This window comes from Hydrogenophaga crocea, assembly GCF_011388215.1.
In the GTDB taxonomy this organism is placed as follows: Bacteria; Pseudomonadota; Gammaproteobacteria; order Burkholderiales; family Burkholderiaceae_C; genus Hydrogenophaga; species Hydrogenophaga crocea.
Window position 1 is genome coordinate 3,630,549 of sequence record NZ_CP049989.1, and the last position, 17,442, is coordinate 3,647,990.

Here is a 17,442-nt window from a genome sequence, read left to right on the forward strand (position 1 = left end):
CAGCTTGCAGCAAGCCCGACCCGCTCCACAGCGGGTTTGGCGTTTTTAGCGATAGAGAAAGTTCCTATGTCCGACGCCGCACAGAGCCCCGAAAGCTCCAATTTCCAGCCCAAGATCGACCCCAACCAGGCCGGTGCGAGCGAGGGCTACGGCGAGGGTTCGATCCAGATCCTCGAAGGCCTGGAGGCCGTGCGCAAGCGCCCGGGCATGTACATCGGCGACACCTCCGACGGCACCGGCCTGCACCACCTGGTGTTCGAGGTGGTCGACAACTCCATCGACGAAGCGCTGGCCGGCCACTGCGACGACATCGTCGTCACCATCCACACCGACAACTCCATCAGCGTGGTCGACAACGGCCGCGGCATCCCCACCGGGATCAAGATGGACGACAAGCACGAGCCCAAGCGCAGCGCGGCCGAGATCGCGCTGACCGAACTGCACGCCGGCGGCAAGTTCAACCAGAACAGCTACAAGGTCTCGGGCGGCCTGCACGGCGTGGGCGTGAGCTGCGTGAACGCGCTCAGCAAGTGGCTGCGCCTGACGGTGCGCCGCGAAGGCAAGGTGCACCAGATCGAGTTCGCGCGCGGCTTCGTGCAGAACCGCATCGTCGAGGCCACGGCCGACGGCATCGAGGTTTCGCCCATGAAGGTCACGGGCGCGACCGAGAAGCGCGGCACCGAGGTGCACTTCCTGCCCGACACCGAGATCTTCAAAGAGAACAACGACTTCCACTACGAGATCCTGAGCAAGCGCCTGCGCGAGCTCAGCTTCCTCAACAACGGCGTGCGCATCCGCCTGCACGACGAGCGCAGCGGCAAGGAAGACGACTTCTCGGGCGCCGGCGGTGTCAAGGGCTTCGTCGAGTTCATCAACAAGGGCAAGACCGTCCTGCACCCCAACATCTTCCACGCGCTCGGCGACCGCCAGAGCGACCAGGGCACCAACATCGGTGTCGAAGTGGCCATGCAGTGGAACAGCGGCTACAACGAACAGGTCCTCTGCTTCACCAACAACATCCCGCAGCGCGACGGCGGCACCCACCTCACCGGCCTGCGCGCGGCGATGACGCGGGTGATCAACAAGTACATCGAAGAAAACGAGCTGGCCAAGAAGGCCAAGGTCGAGGTCACCGGCGACGACATGCGCGAGGGCCTGTGCTGCGTGCTCAGCGTGAAGGTGCCCGAGCCCAAGTTCTCGAGCCAGACCAAGGACAAGCTGGTGTCGAGCGAGGTGCGCGGCCCCGTGGAAGACGTGGTGGCGCGCCTGCTCACCGACTACCTGCAGGAGCGCCCCAACGACGCCAAGATCATCTGCGGCAAGATCGTGGAAGCCGCCAAGGCGCGCGAGGCCGCGCGCAAGGCGCGCGAGATGACGCGCCGCAAGGGCGTGCTCGACGGCATGGGCCTGCCCGGCAAGCTCGCCGACTGCCAGGAGAAAGACCCGGCGCTGTGCGAGATCTACATCGTCGAGGGCGACTCCGCCGGCGGCTCGGCCAAGCAGGGCCGCGACCGCAAGTTCCAGGCGATCCTGCCGCTGCGCGGCAAGATCCTCAACGTGGAGAAGGCGCGCTACGAGAAGCTGCTCACCTCCAACGAGATCCTCACGCTCATCACCGCGCTGGGCACGGGCATCGGCAAGGCCGGCAGCGCGGGCGACGGCAAGAGCGGCGCCGATGATTTCGACGTGTCCAAGCTGCGCTACCACCGCATCATCATCATGACCGACGCCGACGTGGACGGCGCCCACATCCGCACGCTGCTGCTCACCTTCTTCTACCGCCAGATGCCCGAGCTCGTGGAGCGCGGCCACATCTACATCGCGCAGCCGCCGCTCTACAAGGTCAAGAGCGGCAAGGAAGAGCTCTACCTGAAAGACGCCGCCGCGCTCGACGGCTTCCTGCTGCGCATCGCGCTCAAAGACGCCAGGGTGCTCACGGGCGGCGCAACCAACAGCGTCCTCGAGGGCGAGACGCTCGAAGAGCTCGCGCGCAAGCACCAGGTGGCCGAGCAGGTCATCGCGCGCCTGTCGGCCTTCATGGACGCCGAGGCGCTGCGCGCCGTGGCCGACGGTGTGGCCCTGGGCCTGGACGACATGGAAGCCGCGTCGGCCAGCGCGCAAGAGCTGCAGACCAAGCTGCGCGAGCTCAGCACCACCGGCGTGCCCGCCACGGTCACGGCCGAATTCGACCAACGCACCGACAAGCCGGTGCTGCGCATCAGCCGCCGCCACCACGGCAACATCAAGAGCAGCGTGATCACGCAGGACTTCGTGCACGGCGCCGACTACGCCGCGCTCGCCGAAGCCGCCAACACCTTCCGTGGCCTGCTCGGCGAAGGCGCCAAGGTGCAGCGCGGTGAAGGCGACAAGCAGAAAGAAGAGCGCGTGAGCGACTTCCGCCAGGCCATGCAGTGGCTGATCAGCGAAGCCGAGCGCACCACCGCGCGCCAGCGCTACAAGGGCCTGGGCGAGATGAACCCCGAGCAGCTCTGGGAAACCACCATGGACCCGGCCGTGCGCCGCCTGCTGCGCGTGCAGATCGACGATGCGATCGAGGCCGACCGCGTGTTCACCATGCTGATGGGCGACGAGGTGGAGCCGCGGCGCGACTTCATCGAGACGAACGCGCTGCGGGCGGGGAACATCGACGTTTGAGGACGGGGGCAGCCGGGCGCATGAGGGGGACAACGCCCCCTAAGTCCACAGCATGCGGGCTGCAGCCAAACCAACGTGGGTGAACGCGTGAGCCAACATGGCGCACTCGAGGCCCTTGCGCCAGAACAGCCATCCATAGGCCATCCCCGCCATCGCATTCAAGAACACCGTCCTGACGACCAGCGGACCGGTGAGCGTGACACTTTGCGCCAAGGCCGGCAGATGACCCGCGGCGAAGACCAGTGCAGCCAGGGCCATCGCGGCCCACATGGTGGCTGCCGATGGTTGCGCCGCCGCGGCTGAGCGTCGCCCCTGAATGGCCAGGAGCAGCCATGCAACGAGCGCCATCAAACCCCAGCGCATCATCACCTCTTCAGCAAGGCCTCCGTACAGGATGCCAATGGCCAGTGCGTGCAGTGGTGGTGTGGCCTTGGCCTCGGCAAGCACTTTTCGCCATTCATCGCCCAGGGCGTTGGCCAATGCGGCATCGGTCATCGCGAGAGCCGCTGCAAGACACAACCCAACGACCAGCGCCAGGCCAGGTGCCACCCGAGCACCGACATCCCCAGCCAGCCGGCTGTGCAGCCGCAGCCGAGGCGTGACGGCCGCTCCCACCAGGGCCGCCACGGTCACCAGCAGCAACGGGTTCACAAGAAGCAGCGCCCTGAGCGCCGCTTGAGGCAATTCCCGCAATGGGGGGGCTTGCTCAAACAAAGTGGCTGGTGGGGTCTGGACCAGCAGCCCAAGGACGCCGACCAGCCCGAGCGCCCAAACAGGCAGAAAGCGCCGGGCAAAGCCTGCAGGCGCAGCGGGCGGTTTCATGACCGTCCTTTCTGCCAGCCGTCGTGGTCGGGGTCGTTCCAAACGCGAGAGCGCACGCAGCGCTGCGTATCCGCCTCCACCTTGCGTTCGGGCGTCGTGGGCGTGTCAACGTGGGCACAGCCGGCCAATGCCAGGGTGAGTGGGCCGTGGCTGCGCGAGAAGGCAAGGCTCATGGCAGGTTCATGGAGTAAGTGCAGAACCGCGTGTCCCGAACGAAGCCAAAGGACGTGTAGAGCGATTGTGCGTTGCTGTTGTCGAGTGCGGTTTCAAGGGTGAGATGGGCCGCGCCACAAGCGGCCGCGTGGTCGCGCGCTGCCGTCAGCAGGGCACGCCCCACGCCCTTGCCGCGAGCGACCTCGACCGTGTAAAGGTCGTTGAGGGTGAACGCTCTCCGACAGGCTATCGAGGAAAACGTGGGATACAGCTGTGTGAAGCCAACCGCCTGCCCCAGGTCGTCGCGAGCGATAAAGACCGTCGAATCGGCCCGCGTCAGTCGGTCCTGAAGGAAGCGCCTGGCCAGCTGAGGGTTGGAGGTCTGGCCGTAGAAGACACGGTACGCGTCAAAGAGACCGGCGAGGTCTTCGATGTCGGCCGCCTCAGCCTGACGAACGTTGATGGTCGAGTTCATGCGATGTTGGGTTCTGGCGCATCCCGTGGGTGCCATGCGCCCGTGGTCGCTCGGGGCGCGCGGCAAGAGCGGGGCGAAAGAGATGATTGACCGTCCTGGCCGCGGCCCGGCACCGAGCCGCAGAAGCAAAAGTGGGCGGGTTCGTGGCCTGCGGGGTCATGCTCACTTCTTCAAGGGCGAGCAGGCGCTGGGCGTCGCCGGCGCGCAACCCCCGGTGCAGACCGCCTTGGCGTAGCGGTCCAGCGCCGCGCTGCCCCTGGACTGGGTGGAGCACCACACCTCTCCATGGATATCTGCCACGCAGCGGCCCGCGCCGCACACCGGATTCCCGTATCGGTCCAATGCGGCGTCCCCGCCTTCCGACGAACACAGCCAGTTCCCGTACCGGTCAGCGACACAGCGGCTGTCTGGTGCAGGGCAGAGGGTGTTGCCGTAGCGGTCCTGAACGCAGCGCGCCTCGGCGGACCCCAGGAACAGCAACGTGAACGCCAGGGAAAGGACAGGGAGAGGTCGGAACGGCATGGTCATGAACGTGTTGAGGAACGGGATTCGAGCTGCTGCCTGGTCGCAGGGTTTCGTGCGGGGCCTATTCGGGGCGATTCGCACCGCCTGTGGTCAGTCGTTTGGTGAAGAACTGGATGACTTCGGCATTGAAATGGCGGTGGAACGACTCGCGGTCGAAAGAGGGCGCGTCTGCACAGATGGCGGGCAGGGCCTTGGCCAGGTGCTCGGGACATGGCGCGAGAAACGCGTAGTGGCCTGCAGCGTTCACCCGTCGAACGTCGGCTGCTGCGCCAAGGCCATCGCCGACCGCCTGGGCATGGAAGCGGTGAAGAAGCACTTCGTCCCGCTCGGCCTGCCACAGCTGTATGTCAGGAGCACGCTTGTGCAGTGACGCCGCATCGAAGAGGAAGCCCAGGCCAGGTGCGGCCACCACGGCGGCCTTGATGCGCCTATCGGGCATGGGCGCCTGCACCTGCAGCATGGAGTCCCAGCGCTTCATCATGGGTTCACACACAGCATCCAGCGCATGGTCGCGACAGTGGGTGGGCAATCGCGCGTAATCCGGGCGGCCCCCCATGGCGGTCAGCACGGTGTAACCACCGGCGGAGAAGCCGAACGCGCCGATGCGTTCCTGGTCGACTTGACCTGCGCCCCTCCACGATGACGTCATGTGGTCGATGAGACGCGACAGGTCGTGTACGCGGTCGACGAGCTGCGCCGGCGTGCCGAAACCCGAGGTGTCGTCGGCGTTGTCCGCAGGGTGCGAGATGGCCGCCACGACATAGCCCGCGTCGGCCAACGCCACGGCGGTGTCGATGTGCGCTGCGAAGGTGCCCCCCGTTCCATGGGACAAGACGATGAGCGGCAGGCGGCCCGAGGCCAGCTCACCGCGCAGCGCCAGCGGCACCGAAAACGGCCCCAGTCTTGCTGGTGAAGGGGTCGAGGGCGATGGATACCAAACGCCCCCGGTGGCTTCGCGACCTCGGTCCAGTTCGACCCGCAGCGGCTCGAATCCGGCGGCGTGCGCGGCCCCGAGCCAAAGAGAGAGCGTGGTCAGCAGCAGGCTTGCAAAGATTTGCATGGGTTTGTCGACCTGGATGGCATTCGTTTGGACGCGCGTATGGTTGCTGGTGCAACCACCCAGTGGAAGAACCAGTGGCCATGACATTGGCAAACCAGTTCGGGCTCCTGGCGTTTGGGTGGTGTTGCCTCGATGGCACTGGGGGGCGCGCTGGCGGGTGCCTCGATGGCGGTCTCGCTTGGGGGGTGGGCTGGCGAGTCGGCCTCAGCCAAGGCCTGCCAGCAGGCGACCGCAGGCGGATTCGATTTCTGTCTTGGGCACCAAGCCCACACCCAGCACAAACCCCTGCCGCTGAACGCCGTGGCACAGCGATGACAGTGGCAGCGCCATCACCTCCGCCTCGAGCAAGCGTTGAGCGATGTCGGTATCGGGTGTCTCGCCCTTCCAGCCCACACACAGTTGCAAGCCGCCTTGGGGTGTCGGGATATCCAGACGGGGGTCTTGGGCTCGTTGAAGTGTCTGTGCCAACAGCTGAATGCGCTCGCCTGCTTCCGAGGTGATGCGCCGCAAGTGGCGCTGGAATCCACCCCCTGCGATGAAGTCGCCCATGGCAAGCTGAAGGTGCACCGGCACGGCATAGCCCGAGACCGTGGCGATGGTTTCCACCAGGGCACGCCACCGCTGCGGCACCACCAGGTACGCCATGCGCAGCCCTGGAGCCAGGGTCTTGGAGAAAGTGCCCACGTAGGCCACACAGCCTTGTGTGTCCAGCCCCTGAAGGCTTGGGACGGGGTGCCCGTGGTACTGGTATTCGCTGTCGTAGTCGTCCTCAACCACCAAGGCGCCCACACGGGCAGCGTGCTCCAGAAGGTCCAAGCGCCGAGGCAGAGGCATGGTGACACCGGTAGGGAACTGGTGCGACGGCGTGGTGTAGATGAGCTTCGGGGCAGCAGAGTGCTCCTGGGGCAGCGTGATGCCCGCATGGTCGACCGGCCTGGCGACCACCGCCGCGCCGCGGCTGCGCAGCACCGAGCGAATGCCGGGGTAGCACGGGTCTTCCACCCAGGCGGTGTCGCCCGGGCCGACGCAGGCTTGCGCCAGGACAGAAAACGCCGCTTGAGCGCTGGGCAGTATGAGCACCTGCTCTGGCTCGGCCAACACACCACGCGCCTGTCGCAGGTGCACCAACAGCGCCTCGCGCAGGGCCGGCAGCCCGCACTGGTGGGCGTAGCTCAGGTCGTGGCTGATGGGGCGTCGGGAACGCCTGGCCACCAAAGTCGCCCATTCCTGCGAGGGAAAGCTGCGCAGGTCGGGCAGACCGGTGCGGAAGGCGCGGATGTCCACCGGCGTGGGCGGATCGTCCAGCACCCACAGGTCCGAGCGCACAGGCACCACGGACGACGGCCGGGCGCGGGCGCCTGCATGGGTGTCTATCGACGCCACACGGGTGTGCGCGCCTTGCCGTGTCTCGAGGTAACCCTCCATCGCCAACTGCTCGATGACCTCCACCAGGGTGCTGCGGCCCAGGCCGGTGGCCTTGGCCAGCACACGGGTGCCGGGCAGGCGCGTGCCGCCGGGGAGACGGCCATTCAGGATGGCCGCGCGCATGGCCTGCGTGAGCTGCAACACCACGGATGCGCCGCCCCGGGATTCGGCGGCCAGTTCAAGCAGTGTGCTCAAGGCGAGGGCGGTGGTGGGCTCCATGGGCAAAAGCCAAGACCGTGGGATGTTGCATGGGCTGCGCCCGTCCGCACAACACCAGCCCGGTGTCCAGCAGAGGAAGAATTGCGCTCACAGCCCGCAGTGCCGAAGCGGTCGAACGGCTCGCCTGGCTGGCCGATTATCTGGCGAGAGGCTCTTCAAGAGAGCCCGGCTATTCGGGCCATCGTGGCGCGCCGCTCAGGCGTCCTGGCACGTCCACAGTCCAGCTTGTCGAGATCGATGCCGCCGGCGCTGGCGCCGCACTAGCCCATGAACCCCGGGAGCCAGAGCGAGATCACCGGGAAGGCCACCAGGATGCCCAGGCGCACGATGTCGGCGAACACGAAGGGCCAGACGCCGCGGAAGATCTGATTGAGCGGCACCTTGGGCAGCAGCGCGTTGATCACGAACAGGTTCATGCCCACGGGCGGCGAGATCATGCCGATCTCGATCACGGTGACGATGAGGATGCCGAACCACACCGGGTCGTAGCCCAGGCCGGTGATGACGGGGAAGAACACGGGGATGGTGAGCAGCACCATCGAGAGCTCCTCCATGACCAGGCCGAGCAGGATGTAGATCACCATCATCATCACCACGACCATGATGGGCTCGGGGCTGAACTGCACGATGAAGTCGCGCAGGTCGTTGGGCATGCTGGTGAAGTTCACGAAGCTGGTGAACACCATGGCCGCGATCAGGATGGTGAACAGCATGGCCGTGGTGCGCGCGCTCTCCTGCAGGATCTCCAGCAGCGCGCGCGGCGTGAGCGAGCCGCGCAGCAGCGCGAACACGAAGGCGCCGCCCGCGCCCACGCCCGCGCCCTCGGTGGCGGTGAACACGCCGCCGTAGATGCCGCCGATGACGAGCGCGAACAGCAGCGCCACGCCCCAGACGTTGCGCAGCGCGCGCAGCCGCTCGGGCCAGCTGTGGCGCTCGGCGGCGGGGCCGGCCGCGGGGTCGCGCCAGGTCACGACCACCACGGCCAGGCACAGGCAGACGATGGCCACGATGCCGGGCAGGATGCCGGCCACGAAGAGCTTGCCGATGTCGGTCTCGGTGATGATCCCGTAGATCACCATGATGGTCGAGGGCGGGATGAGGATGCCCAGCGTGCCGCCGGCGCCGATGGAGCCGGCCGCGAGCGCGTCGCGGTAGCCGTGGCGCTTCATCTCGGGGTAGGCCACGCGCGTCATCGTGGCGGCGGTGGCGATGGAGGAGCCGCAGATGGCGCCGAAGCCGCCCGAGGCGATGATGCTGGCCATGGCCAGGCCGCCGCGGCGGTGGCCGACGAAGGCGTTGGCGGCCTGGAAGAGCTCGCGCGCCATGCCCGCGCGCGCGACGAAGTTGCCCATGAGCACGAACAGCGGGATGACCGAGAGCACGTAGGCGAAGCCGGTCTCGAAGATCACCTGGCTGGTGCTGGCGAGCGCGGGCTGCCAGCCGCGCAGCAGGGCCAGGCCGCCCATGCCCACGGTGACCATGCACACCGCCAGCGGGATGCGCAGCGCGGCCATGATGAAGACGGCAGCGAAGCCGATGGATGCTTCGATCATGATGCGCTCCCTTCGCCGGTGGGCTCGTCGGCTTGCGTGGCGGTCAGCGGCATGACCAGGAACAGCAGGTGCACCAGGGCGGTGACCAGAAGAAAGGCTGCCATCAGCCACGCCACGGGCGACAGCGGCAGCTGCAGGTGAAGGGTGACGTCGCCGTATTCGCTGAAGCGATCGGCGCGTTGCACCATGAGCTTGGCCATGAAGGCGAACATGCCGGCACAGATGAGATGCACGAGGCGCGCTTGCAGGCCCTTGAACCACGCGGGCACAAACGCATCGAGCGTGTCGAACACCACATGCTCGCTGCGCAACGAGACCAGCGGCAGCGCGCCGAAGATCACCACGACCATCAGCACTTCGGTGAGCTCCAGCCCGCCGGGCACTGAGTGGCTGAGGAACTTGCGGCCGGTCACATCGGCGAGCGTGAGCCACATGATGGCGAAGAGCGCGATCGCGGCCATGAGGCCGCTCGACCAGCGCAGCGCGCGGTCCAGGAAAGTGAGCATGTTGTGATCGGGTTGAAGACGGCGATGGCGGGCGGCCCGGTATCGGGCCGCCCGCCGTGCGTCAGACAGTGAAAGGCGTGCGCGGGATCAGTTGACCTTCTTGATCTCGGCGCGGAACTCGTCCAGGACCGCCTTGGGATCTTTCAGGCCCTTGGCCGAAGCGGCCGCGGCCCACTTGTCTTCGAGTCCGCTCTGCTTGGCGCGCACCTCGGCGACGAAGGCCTCGCTGGCGCGCACGGGCTGCACGCCCAGCTCTTTCTGCAGGCCTTCGCGCGAGGTCTTGTCGAGCGCGTCCCAGCCCTGACCGAAGAGGCGCGCCACGTACTCGCCCGACAGCTTGTCGACAACGGCCTTGTGTTCCGCGCTCAGGCCCTTGTATTTCTCGGGGTTCATGATGAAGACGAACGAGCTGTTGTAGAGGCCGCCCGGAAAGCGCGTGACGTGCTTGACCATGCTGAGCTTGAACGACGCAAAGGACTCATCGGGCAGGAAGGTGCCGTCCATGACGCCGGTGGACAGCAGTTCGAACGAGTCGGTGGCCGGCTTGAGCGTGACGTTCCAGCCCATGGCCTTGGACAGCTCGCTGATGTTGCCGCCACCGATGCGGAACTTGAGCGAGGCCACGTCGGCGGCCGAGGTGATGGGCTTTCGGGTGTTGAAGATCACCCCCGGCCCGTGCGTGAACACGCCCAGGACCTTCACGCCGCGGTGCTCGCCCAGCGGAACGAAGTGCTTCTGGTAGATCCGCTGGTAGGCCACCGACGTGGCTTCCGAACTGTCACCGAGGAACGGGAATTCGGCGATCTGCGCGAACACGAAGCGGCCCGGCGTGTAGCCGTCGACCGTGAACGACACGTCGGCCAGGCCGTCGCGCACCGCGTCGAACGTGCCGGGCGGCGCGGCCACGGCCTTGGGCAGGATGTTGCACTTGAGGCCGCCTTTGGATTCCTGTTCGAGCGCCGCGCACCACTTCTGCTGGCTCACGCTCGCGGTGTGGGTGGGGGGCAGCCAGGAAGACACCGTGAGCACGGTTTGTCCGAAGGCAGAAGCGGTGCCCAGCAGGGCGGTGACGGCCAGGAGGCGGGCTTTCATGGGATGTCTTTCGAGGGTGGTGGGGGTGGGTGGGTGGGTCAAAATAAGTCCGACCAGTCAGACTGTTTATGAGGAGCGGAATCTAAGGTCATCGGCGCGGCCCAGCTACTGCTGCAAACCCTAGTCGGCCGCCTGCGGCATGGCATCGCGGGCGCACGCAGCGCCCTCGCGCAGCAGGGCGTCGATCTCTTCGGCGCACAGGCCTGCGCGCGCGAGCCAGGTGCGCGTGCCCGAGCCCACGAGCGGCGCCGCGGTGGGCAGGCGGGCGGGCGTGGCGCCAAAGCGGGGCGCGGGCGCGGGTTGCAGCACACCCGCCGCATTCACCAGCGTCTGGCGCGCGCGCAGGTGCGGATGGTCTGCGGCTTCGCCGAGCGACAGCACCGGCGCGACACAGGCGTCCGTGCCCTCGAGCAGTTCGCACCATTGCGCACGCGTGCGCTGCGCGAAGAGCCGTTCGAGCTTTTCACGCAGCTGCGGCCACTGGGCACGCTCCCACTGCTGCTCGAACTGCGGATCGTCGATGCCGCAGCGCGCGAGCAGTTCGCGGTAGAAGGCGGGCTCGATGGCGCCGACCGCGATGTGCTTGCCGTCGGCGCAGGCGTAGGTGCCGTAGAAGTGGGCGCCGCCATCGAGGAAGTTGCTCTCGCGCTGGTCTTTCCAGTGGCCCTTGGCGAGGAAGCCGAACTGCGCGGCCATCAGCAGCGCGGCGCCGTCGACCATGGCCGCGTCCACCACTTGCCCGGTGCCGCTGGTGCGCGCGTGCAGCACAGCGGCGAGCAGACCGAAGGCCATCAGCATGCCGCCCCCGCCGTAGTCGCCCACGAGGTTGAGCGGTGGCATCGGTCGGTCGGCGCTGCCGATGGCATGCAGGGCGCCGCTGAGGGCGATGTAGTTGATGTCGTGGCCGGCGGTCTGCGCCAGGGGGCCGTGCTGGCCCCAGCCGGTCATGCGGCCGTAGACGAGGCGCGGATGGCGGGCGTGGCAGACCTCGGGGCCGAGGCCGAGCTTTTCCATCACGCCCGGGCGGAAGCCTTCAAGGACGATGTCGGCCCGGTCCACGAGCCGCAGCGCGGCCTGCACGGCGCGCGGGTCCTTGAGATTGAGCGCCACCGAATGGCGGCCGCGGTCGACGATGCTGTCGTTGCGCAGCAGCGAACCCAAGGGATCGCCGCCGGGTTCAACGGGTGGCCGGTCGATGCGCACCACGGTGGCCCCCAGGTCGGCCAGCAGCATGCCGGCGAAGGGTGCGGGGCCGATACCGGCGAACTCGATGACGGTGAGGGATGAAAGCGGTCCTGACATGGGTCGAGGTGATTCGGGGAATGACGGCTTGTACGGCGCAGCCGCGGGGCGCCCTGCGCGCGATGGCGCCGCTTGGGAAAGAGGGTTCTCGACCTTCCAGTCGGACTATCATGGCGGCCCGTCCCGTTGTGCTCTGCACGGCATCGACCCGCTTCCACCCTGATCCCATGACGCGCGAACGCTCCGACAACTACGACGAGAAGAAGGAACTGATCCTGCGAAAGGCAGCGGCCTTGTTCGCCCAGAAGGGCTACGAAGTCACCACCATGATGGACGTGGCCAAGGCGTGCAACGCGTCGAAGTCGCACCTGTATCACTACTTCCCGGCCAAGGAGGACCTGCTCTACGCCATCGTCAAGGAGCACACCCTCGTGCTGCTGAACAAGCTCTCGCAGGTTCAGGCGATGAAGGCGCCGGCCCGCGAGCGCTTCGAGCACTTCGTCGTCGGCTTCGTCGAGGTGGCGGCCGATTCGCGCAACGAGCAGCTGGTGCTGACCAAGGAGCTTTCGTTCCTGCCGCCCGCCAAGCACAAGGAGATGCTGGCCATGGAGGTGCAACTGGTGGAGATCCTCACGGGCCTGCTCAAGGAAATCAACCCGAAGCGCATGGCGCGGGCAGAGATCCAGGGGCCGTACGCCTTGCTGCTGTTCGGCATGATCATCTGGACCTTCACCTGGTACAAGAAGTCGGGCAAGGTCAAACCCGCCGAGTTGGCCAGTCATATCGCCGATATCTTCCTCAACGGCTTTTGCGCGCCGCGTGCGCAATGAGTGGCGGCGGGCGGGGCCCCAGCGGGCCGCCGCGCCGTCAGACCAGGAAGGACATGGTGTAGAGCGCGCTGTGGTTGTTGGCCAGCACCACCTTCTTGCGCGCCATGCGCCACTGGCCATCGAGGCGGCGCAGGTGGTAGGTGTTGGTGCAGGCCCATAGCACTTCGCCGCGGGTGTGCGATTCGAAGACGATGGCGTTGGCGCGCACGCGCAGGTCTTCATCCTCCTGGCCCAGCACCTCGATGTTGGAGACCACGCGGCACAGGCGCGACTGCGGCATCTGCGTGTGCCGCTTGCCGGTGTAGAACTGCTTGACGCGCAGACCCAGGCGCGAGCGGTTGTCGTAGATGATGGACATGCACGCTTCAGGGTCGAGGTCGTCGCCGTTGGCAGGCACCCAGTAGATGGCGTCGTCGGTCCACAACCGTTCCCACTCGTCGTAGCGGTGTTCGTCCTGCAGGCGCGCTTCCTGGTAGATGAACTGGCTGACCTCCATGAGCTGGAGCATCTGGTCCTGGGTCATGCGGCCTCCATGAGCGATTTGTAGTGTTTCCAGAGGTGGCGCGACGGCATGTCGTCGGTCACGTTGCCGATCACGCAGCCGTCGTCTTCGACGCGTTCGCGATGGCTGCCACGTCCGAGATAGAGCCATTCGGGGTTGCGCTGGGCCACACCGGCCTGCGTGCGCTCGTACATCTCGGCGTCGTCGGCGAGCAGAAAGCCCGCGGGCCCGACCGAGCCCATGGTCTGCTGGCGCATGCGGCGGTTGAGATCGGGCGCACCCTTGAACTGCAGCGCGGTGACGTGCTGCACCGTCTCGCTCACCGACAGCGGCTGCAGCACGAAGAGCTGGATCTCGGCGATGAAGAGATTGGGGAAGATCATCACGTGGCGCACGCCGTCGACCATGATCTCGTGCGCCTTCTGCTCGCCGTAACGCGCGTTCATCTTGGAGACGTAGTCGGGCAGTCGGCTCGCGCTGGTGCCGAACCAGCGCATGGGTTCATTGAACTTGCGGAACTCCGGCCGCAGGTCGAGTTCGGAATGGCCGTTGCCGAAGTAGCGCGTCACCGAGTCGGCGGCTTCGTTGTACAGCGGGCCGATGCCGCTTTGCGCCACCTCGAAGATCGAGGCGTGCGTGACCTGCGGGTGGTAGCCGTCGGTTTCGTTCTCCACCAGCAGCTTCCAGTTGGCCTTGACCTTGTGCTGCAGGAAGCCGGTGTTGAGCTCGATCTCGCCCTCGGGCGAGTTGGCGCAGACGTTGTCGAGTGCAGCCCGTGCCGGGCCCAGGTGTTCCTCGAGCGTGGGCCCATCGGCGGCCAACGAGCCGAAGACGAAGCCTTTGTAGATGCTCATGCGCGCCACCTTGCCCAGGCCGAGCTCCTTGCGCTTGTCGTCGGGGTAGCCGGAGGGATAAGGGTAGCCCTTGAGCGCGCCGTCGTTGCCGAAGTTCCAGCCGTGGTAGGCGCAGGTGAACGAGCGCGCATTGCCTTCGCGCTTGACGCACACACGGTTGCCGCGGTGCGGGCAGCGGTTGTGCAGCAGGTTGATCTGGCCCTCGCGGTCGCGCGTCATGATCACCTCCTCGAGGCCGATCGTCTTGAGCACGTAGTCGTTGGGGTTGGGAATCTCGCTGACGTGGCCCACGTAGACCCAGGTGCGGTACCAGATCTTTTCGAGCTCCTCGCGGAAGATCGCTTCATCGGTGTACAGCGAGCCGTGTACGTATTCCGGCCGGATCAGGCGATCCCATTTGCTGTCGGTGGTGGTGGTGGTGTCCATGGGGAAAGCTCCAGTGCATGCCATTGGATGGTTTTTCAGTCCGGCCGGTCGGTCTAAGTGTTGACGCCGGAGGCCGGTGTGCGCGCGTGCCGCGCGCAACGCGATCAGCCCTGGTTCATGTCCCAGGGAATCGCGCGGTTCTCGGGGTTGACGAGCCAGGCACGGATGTCGTTCTTGCGCAGCTTGCCGTTCACGGTCTTCATGAGCTCCGGCACGAAGACCACATGCTTGGGCGTTTCGGGGCGGCTGAGTTTGCCGTCGCAGAACCGGATGACGTCTTCGGCGCCGAGATCCGCGAACTGCGCGCGGCGCACCGCGACCGCCACCACCGCCTCGCCCCATTCGGGGTGGGGCACACCCACCACGGCCACGTCTTCCAGGCCCGGGTGTTCGCTGACCACGGCTTCCACCGTGCTCGGGAACACGTTCACCGCGCCCGTGATGATCATGAACTTCTGGCGGTCGAGCAGGAAGAGGTAGCCGCGCTCGTCCATCATGCCGATGTCGTTGGTGCGCAACCAGCCGTCGCCCGGCAGGGCTTCTGCGGTGGCCTCGGGCAGGTTGAGGTAGCCCTTCATCACGCTCTCGCCGCGCAGCCAGATCTCGCCCTTGGTGTTGGGGGGCAGCGGCTTGCCCTCGTCGTCGCGGATCGAGCATTCGTAGTGCAGGCCCACGCGGCCCACCGAGCGCAGCAGGCCGGGCTGTGAGGACAAGGCCAGCTGGTGGTCGGTTTCGGTCAGCACCGTGAGCCAGCCGCCGCTGGTCTCGGTCTGTCCGTAGGTCTGCATCATGGCCACGCCGAGCTTCTCGCGCGTTTCGCGGATGAGCTTGGGTGTGGCCGGCGACGAGCCGTACATGAGGCAGCGCAGCGAGCTCAGGTCGTAGCGGTTGTTCTGGATCTCGACCAGCACGCGCTGGATCATGGTGGGCACGATCAGGCTCGTGGTCACGCGAAAGCGCTCGATGTCGCGCAGGTAGGACACGATGTGAAAGCCGCCGTCGGGCACCACCGTGGTCATGCCGTTGCCCAGGCCGAACAGGTTCATGATCACCACGGCCCAGGCCGAAGCCGCGGGCATGTACCAGACGTCGTCGGGACTGAAGCCGAACGAGGCCAGGCAGTGCAGCACCACGTTGGACACGCCGACCTGCTTGATCATGACGCCCTTGGGAAAGCCCGTGGTGCCCGAGGTGTAGCTGTACAGCAGCAGATCGTCGTCGGCGAGCGGCGGCCACTCGGCCTCGCCCTGCGCCTCGCGGATCAGCGTCTCGTAGTCGTGCGGATAGTCGTGCGGACCGTTGAAGCCGATGAGGCGGATGCCCAGCGCACGCACCTCGTCGAGGTGGTCGTTCACCAGGTTCTTGCAGCGTGCGTCCACCAGCAGCACGCGCGTGCTGCTGTCCTTGAGCACGTGGTGCATTTCGGGCCATGCGTAGAGCGTGTTCACGCCCACGCGCACCGCACCGATCTTGGCGCAGGCGAACAGGTGCTCGTAGACCTCGATGGTTTCCTGGCTCAGCACCGCCACGGTCTCACCCTTGCGAACGCCCATGTCCTGCAGAGCCCGGGCGAAGCGTTCCGAGCGCTGATGCATGTCGTGCCAGGTGGCGCTGCGCGGGCCGCACACGTAGGCGGCCTTGTTGGGGTAGTTGCGGGCGCAGCGCTGAAGCAGGTCACGGGGAAACAGGGTCTTCATATCGGGCTCGTGGATTCGTTGCGGCGGCAGCGGCGTTGCGCTGTCTTTTTCCGTCCGACGGGTCGGACTAAATCATAGTGGGTTTGGACCGGTCCCAGAACTTTGCCAGAGCAGATCTCAGGGTAAGTACCGAGGTCGGGCTCAGACACCGGCGGCCAGCGTGGCCTTGAGCGGGATGCGCTCATCGGCCAGGGCCACCGGGTCGACGCGGGGCAGCGCACCCGCACCGAGCGCGCGGCGCACCAGCATGAAATCGGCCGGCCGGTTCACGGTGTCGGCCGCGATCAGGCGGTCGGCCTTCAGGTAGAAGACGCAGAACTGGCGCTGACCGGGGTCTCCGCGCAGCACGCAGCGGTCGTGGCCCTGCGACAGGCCGGCCTGCTGCAGCTTGAGCCCGTGCTGATCGGACCAGAACCAGGGCACGGCATGGTTGGGCTTGCGCTGGCCGCACACCCAGGCCGCGGCCGCGCGCGCTTGTTCCAGCGCGTTGGGCACCGATTCCAGCCGCACCGCGCGGTCATAGAGCGCACTGTGCTGCACGGTGCAGTCACCGGCCGCAACGATGTCGGGGTCGGCGGTCACCGAGCATTCGTCCACCACGACACCGTGTTCGTTGGCCAGACCGGCCGCGAGCGCCGCCTCGGTGTTGGGCAGCATGCCCACGCCCGCCACCACCAGATCGACCGTGAGCGCACTGCCATCGGCGAGCTCGAGCCGCTCGATGCGGCCGCCCGACACCACCACGCGCTGCACCGCGGCGCCGGTGCGGATGTCCACACCCGCGGCGCGGTGCACGCCGGCGATGAAGTCCGACATGGCCTCGCCGGCCACGCGCGCCAGCAGGCGCGGCTGCACCTCGAGCAGGCAGACCTCGGCACCGAGGTCGCGCGCCGACGCGGCCACCTCCAGGCCCACATAGCCCCCGCCGACCACGGCCAGCCGGCTGCCCGGGCGAAGGGCGGCGCGCAGCGCGTCCGCGTCGGCGCGCGTGCGCAGCGCAAAGAGGTTGGCGGGCGGGTGCTGCGGGTCCAGGCCTTCGCAGGCCCAGGGCCGCGCGCGGCCGCCGGTGCACAGCGCGAGCTTGGCGTAGGGCAGCGCCTCGCCGCCGTACAAGTGGGCGGTGCGGCGCTCCCGGTCGATCGCCTGCAGGCGCGTGCCGGGCCGCCAGGTGATGCGCGCGGCCTCGTAGGCCGATGCCTGGCGCAGCGCCAGCGCTTCAAGGTCGGCCTTGCCGCAGAGGTAGGCCTTGGACAGCGGCGGGCGCTGGTAGGGCAGGTCGGCTTCGTCGCCGAGCAGCACGATGGGGCCGCTCCAGCCCGCCTGGCGCGCGGCCAGGGCCAGTTCGCTGCCGGCGTGTCCGGCGCCGGCGATCACGAGATCGGTTGCGGAAGTCATGGCAATGTCCG

16 protein-coding genes are annotated in these 17,442 nt (G+C 67.1%); 2 read left to right on the top strand and 14 right to left on the bottom strand.

The genetic code is table 11. The annotated features are described in order from the left end of the window. Window positions 1-66 precede the first annotated feature (66 nt). On the top strand, window positions 67-2,655 hold the full coding sequence (gyrB, locus tag G9Q37_RS17170) for a DNA topoisomerase (ATP-hydrolyzing) subunit B (RefSeq protein WP_166229086.1): 2,589 nt from the start codon (window positions 67-69) through the stop codon (window positions 2,653-2,655). A 39-nt stretch (window positions 2,656-2,694) separates the two neighbouring features. Here gyrB and G9Q37_RS17175 read toward each other — a convergent pair whose 3' ends face one another. The 10 genes from G9Q37_RS17175 to G9Q37_RS17220 all read right to left on the bottom strand — a co-directional run bounded on the left by G9Q37_RS17175 (window position 2,695) and on the right by G9Q37_RS17220 (window position 11,787). Further along, window positions 2,695-3,477, bottom strand: coding sequence for a CPBP family glutamic-type intramembrane protease (locus G9Q37_RS17175; RefSeq protein WP_166229088.1), 783 nt, complete (start codon window positions 3,475-3,477; stop codon window positions 2,695-2,697). Beyond that, entirely contained in the window at window positions 3,474-3,650 is a 177-nt protein-coding gene (locus G9Q37_RS17180; protein ID WP_166229090.1) for a hypothetical protein, read from the bottom strand. The genes G9Q37_RS17175 and G9Q37_RS17180 overlap by 4 nt, the downstream gene beginning before the upstream one ends. Next, entirely contained in the window at window positions 3,647-4,105 is a 459-nt protein-coding gene (locus G9Q37_RS17185) for a GNAT family N-acetyltransferase (RefSeq protein ID WP_205710669.1), read from the bottom strand. Before G9Q37_RS17185 ends, G9Q37_RS17180 begins: the two co-directional genes overlap by 4 nt. Window positions 4,106-4,267: 162 nt before the next feature. Next, window positions 4,268-4,633 carry a hypothetical protein gene (locus tag G9Q37_RS17190; RefSeq protein WP_166229092.1) on the bottom strand — a complete coding sequence of 122 codons (366 nt, stop codon included), beginning with the start codon at window positions 4,631-4,633 and terminating at the stop codon, window positions 4,268-4,270. Window positions 4,634-4,691: 58 nt separating this feature from the next. Further along, complete coding sequence (locus G9Q37_RS17195) at window positions 4,692-5,690, bottom strand: alpha/beta hydrolase family protein (protein ID WP_166229094.1); 999 nt, start codon at window positions 5,688-5,690, stop codon at window positions 4,692-4,694. A 204-nt stretch (window positions 5,691-5,894) separates the two neighbouring features. Then, the gene (gene pdxR, locus G9Q37_RS17200) at window positions 5,895-7,310 is read right to left on the bottom strand and encodes a MocR-like pyridoxine biosynthesis transcription factor PdxR (protein WP_166229096.1); all 1,416 of its coding nucleotides are present in this window, start codon (window positions 7,308-7,310) and stop codon (window positions 5,895-5,897) included. 284 nt (window positions 7,311-7,594) lie between these two features. Further along, window positions 7,595-8,887: a TRAP transporter large permease gene (locus tag G9Q37_RS17205; protein ID WP_166229098.1), complete on the bottom strand. Its 1,293-nt coding sequence runs from the start codon at window positions 8,885-8,887 to the stop codon at window positions 7,595-7,597. Further along, on the bottom strand, window positions 8,884-9,393 hold the full coding sequence (locus G9Q37_RS17210) for a TRAP transporter small permease (protein WP_166229100.1): 510 nt from the start codon (window positions 9,391-9,393) through the stop codon (window positions 8,884-8,886). The genes G9Q37_RS17205 and G9Q37_RS17210 overlap by 4 nt, the downstream gene beginning before the upstream one ends. A gap of 87 nt (window positions 9,394-9,480) precedes the next feature. Next, a complete protein-coding gene (locus tag G9Q37_RS17215; protein WP_166229102.1) occupies window positions 9,481-10,485 on the bottom strand; it encodes a TRAP transporter substrate-binding protein in 1,005 nt (334 codons plus the stop codon). 120 nt (window positions 10,486-10,605) lie between these two features. Further along, a complete protein-coding gene (locus G9Q37_RS17220) occupies window positions 10,606-11,787 on the bottom strand; it encodes a CaiB/BaiF CoA transferase family protein (protein ID WP_166229104.1) in 1,182 nt (393 codons plus the stop codon). Window positions 11,788-11,954: 167 nt separating this feature from the next. Between G9Q37_RS17220 and G9Q37_RS17225 the strand changes: the two genes are divergently transcribed. Beyond that, window positions 11,955-12,557 carry a TetR/AcrR family transcriptional regulator gene (locus G9Q37_RS17225; protein ID WP_166229106.1) on the top strand — a complete coding sequence of 201 codons (603 nt, stop codon included), beginning with the start codon at window positions 11,955-11,957 and terminating at the stop codon, window positions 12,555-12,557. A gap of 37 nt (window positions 12,558-12,594) precedes the next feature. Here the strand turns inward: G9Q37_RS17225 and G9Q37_RS17230 are convergent, their stop codons facing one another. The 4 genes from G9Q37_RS17230 to G9Q37_RS17245 form a co-directional block, all read right to left on the bottom strand. Next, the gene (locus tag G9Q37_RS17230; RefSeq protein ID WP_166229108.1) at window positions 12,595-13,080 is read right to left on the bottom strand and encodes an aromatic-ring-hydroxylating dioxygenase subunit beta; all 486 of its coding nucleotides are present in this window, start codon (window positions 13,078-13,080) and stop codon (window positions 12,595-12,597) included. Then, window positions 13,077-14,339, bottom strand: coding sequence for an aromatic ring-hydroxylating oxygenase subunit alpha (locus G9Q37_RS17235; protein ID WP_166229110.1), 1,263 nt, complete (start codon window positions 14,337-14,339; stop codon window positions 13,077-13,079). The genes G9Q37_RS17230 and G9Q37_RS17235 overlap by 4 nt, the downstream gene beginning before the upstream one ends. A gap of 104 nt (window positions 14,340-14,443) precedes the next feature. Continuing rightward, window positions 14,444-16,036: a class I adenylate-forming enzyme family protein gene (locus tag G9Q37_RS17240; RefSeq protein WP_205710670.1), complete on the bottom strand. Its 1,593-nt coding sequence runs from the start codon at window positions 16,034-16,036 to the stop codon at window positions 14,444-14,446. A gap of 141 nt (window positions 16,037-16,177) precedes the next feature. Next, entirely contained in the window at window positions 16,178-17,431 is a 1,254-nt protein-coding gene (locus G9Q37_RS17245; protein WP_166229112.1) for an NAD(P)/FAD-dependent oxidoreductase, read from the bottom strand. Window positions 17,432-17,442: the final 11 nt, after the last annotated feature.

Bases quoted from the DNA above. Each gene is read 5' to 3' on its own strand.
- G9Q37_RS17230 (WP_166229108.1), bottom strand. From the start codon at position 13,080: ATGACCCAGGACCAGATGCTCCAGCTCATGGAGGTCAGCCAGTTCATC.
- G9Q37_RS17245 (WP_166229112.1), bottom strand. From the start codon at position 17,431: ATGACTTCCGCAACCGATCTCGTGATCGCCGGCGCCGGACACGCCGGC.
- G9Q37_RS17220 (WP_166229104.1), bottom strand. From the start codon at position 11,787: ATGTCAGGACCGCTTTCATCCCTCACCGTCATCGAGTTCGCCGGTATC.
- G9Q37_RS17210 (WP_166229100.1), bottom strand. From the start codon at position 9,393: ATGCTCACTTTCCTGGACCGCGCGCTGCGCTGGTCGAGCGGCCTCATG.
- G9Q37_RS17235 (WP_166229110.1), bottom strand. From the start codon at position 14,339: ATGGACACCACCACCACCACCGACAGCAAATGGGATCGCCTGATCCGG.
- G9Q37_RS17175 (WP_166229088.1), bottom strand. From the start codon at position 3,477: ATGAAACCGCCCGCTGCGCCTGCAGGCTTTGCCCGGCGCTTTCTGCCT.
- G9Q37_RS17195 (WP_166229094.1), bottom strand. From the start codon at position 5,690: ATGCAAATCTTTGCAAGCCTGCTGCTGACCACGCTCTCTCTTTGGCTC.
- G9Q37_RS17180 (WP_166229090.1), bottom strand. From the start codon at position 3,650: ATGAGCCTTGCCTTCTCGCGCAGCCACGGCCCACTCACCCTGGCATTG.
- G9Q37_RS17225 (WP_166229106.1), top strand. From the start codon at position 11,955: ATGACGCGCGAACGCTCCGACAACTACGACGAGAAGAAGGAACTGATC.
- G9Q37_RS17185 (WP_205710669.1), bottom strand. From the start codon at position 4,105: ATGAACTCGACCATCAACGTTCGTCAGGCTGAGGCGGCCGACATCGAA.
- G9Q37_RS17240 (WP_205710670.1), bottom strand. From the start codon at position 16,036: ATGAAGACCCTGTTTCCCCGTGACCTGCTTCAGCGCTGCGCCCGCAAC.
- G9Q37_RS17215 (WP_166229102.1), bottom strand. From the start codon at position 10,485: ATGAAAGCCCGCCTCCTGGCCGTCACCGCCCTGCTGGGCACCGCTTCT.
- G9Q37_RS17190 (WP_166229092.1), bottom strand. From the start codon at position 4,633: ATGACCATGCCGTTCCGACCTCTCCCTGTCCTTTCCCTGGCGTTCACG.
- gyrB (WP_166229086.1), top strand. From the start codon at position 67: ATGTCCGACGCCGCACAGAGCCCCGAAAGCTCCAATTTCCAGCCCAAG.
- G9Q37_RS17205 (WP_166229098.1), bottom strand. From the start codon at position 8,887: ATGATCGAAGCATCCATCGGCTTCGCTGCCGTCTTCATCATGGCCGCG.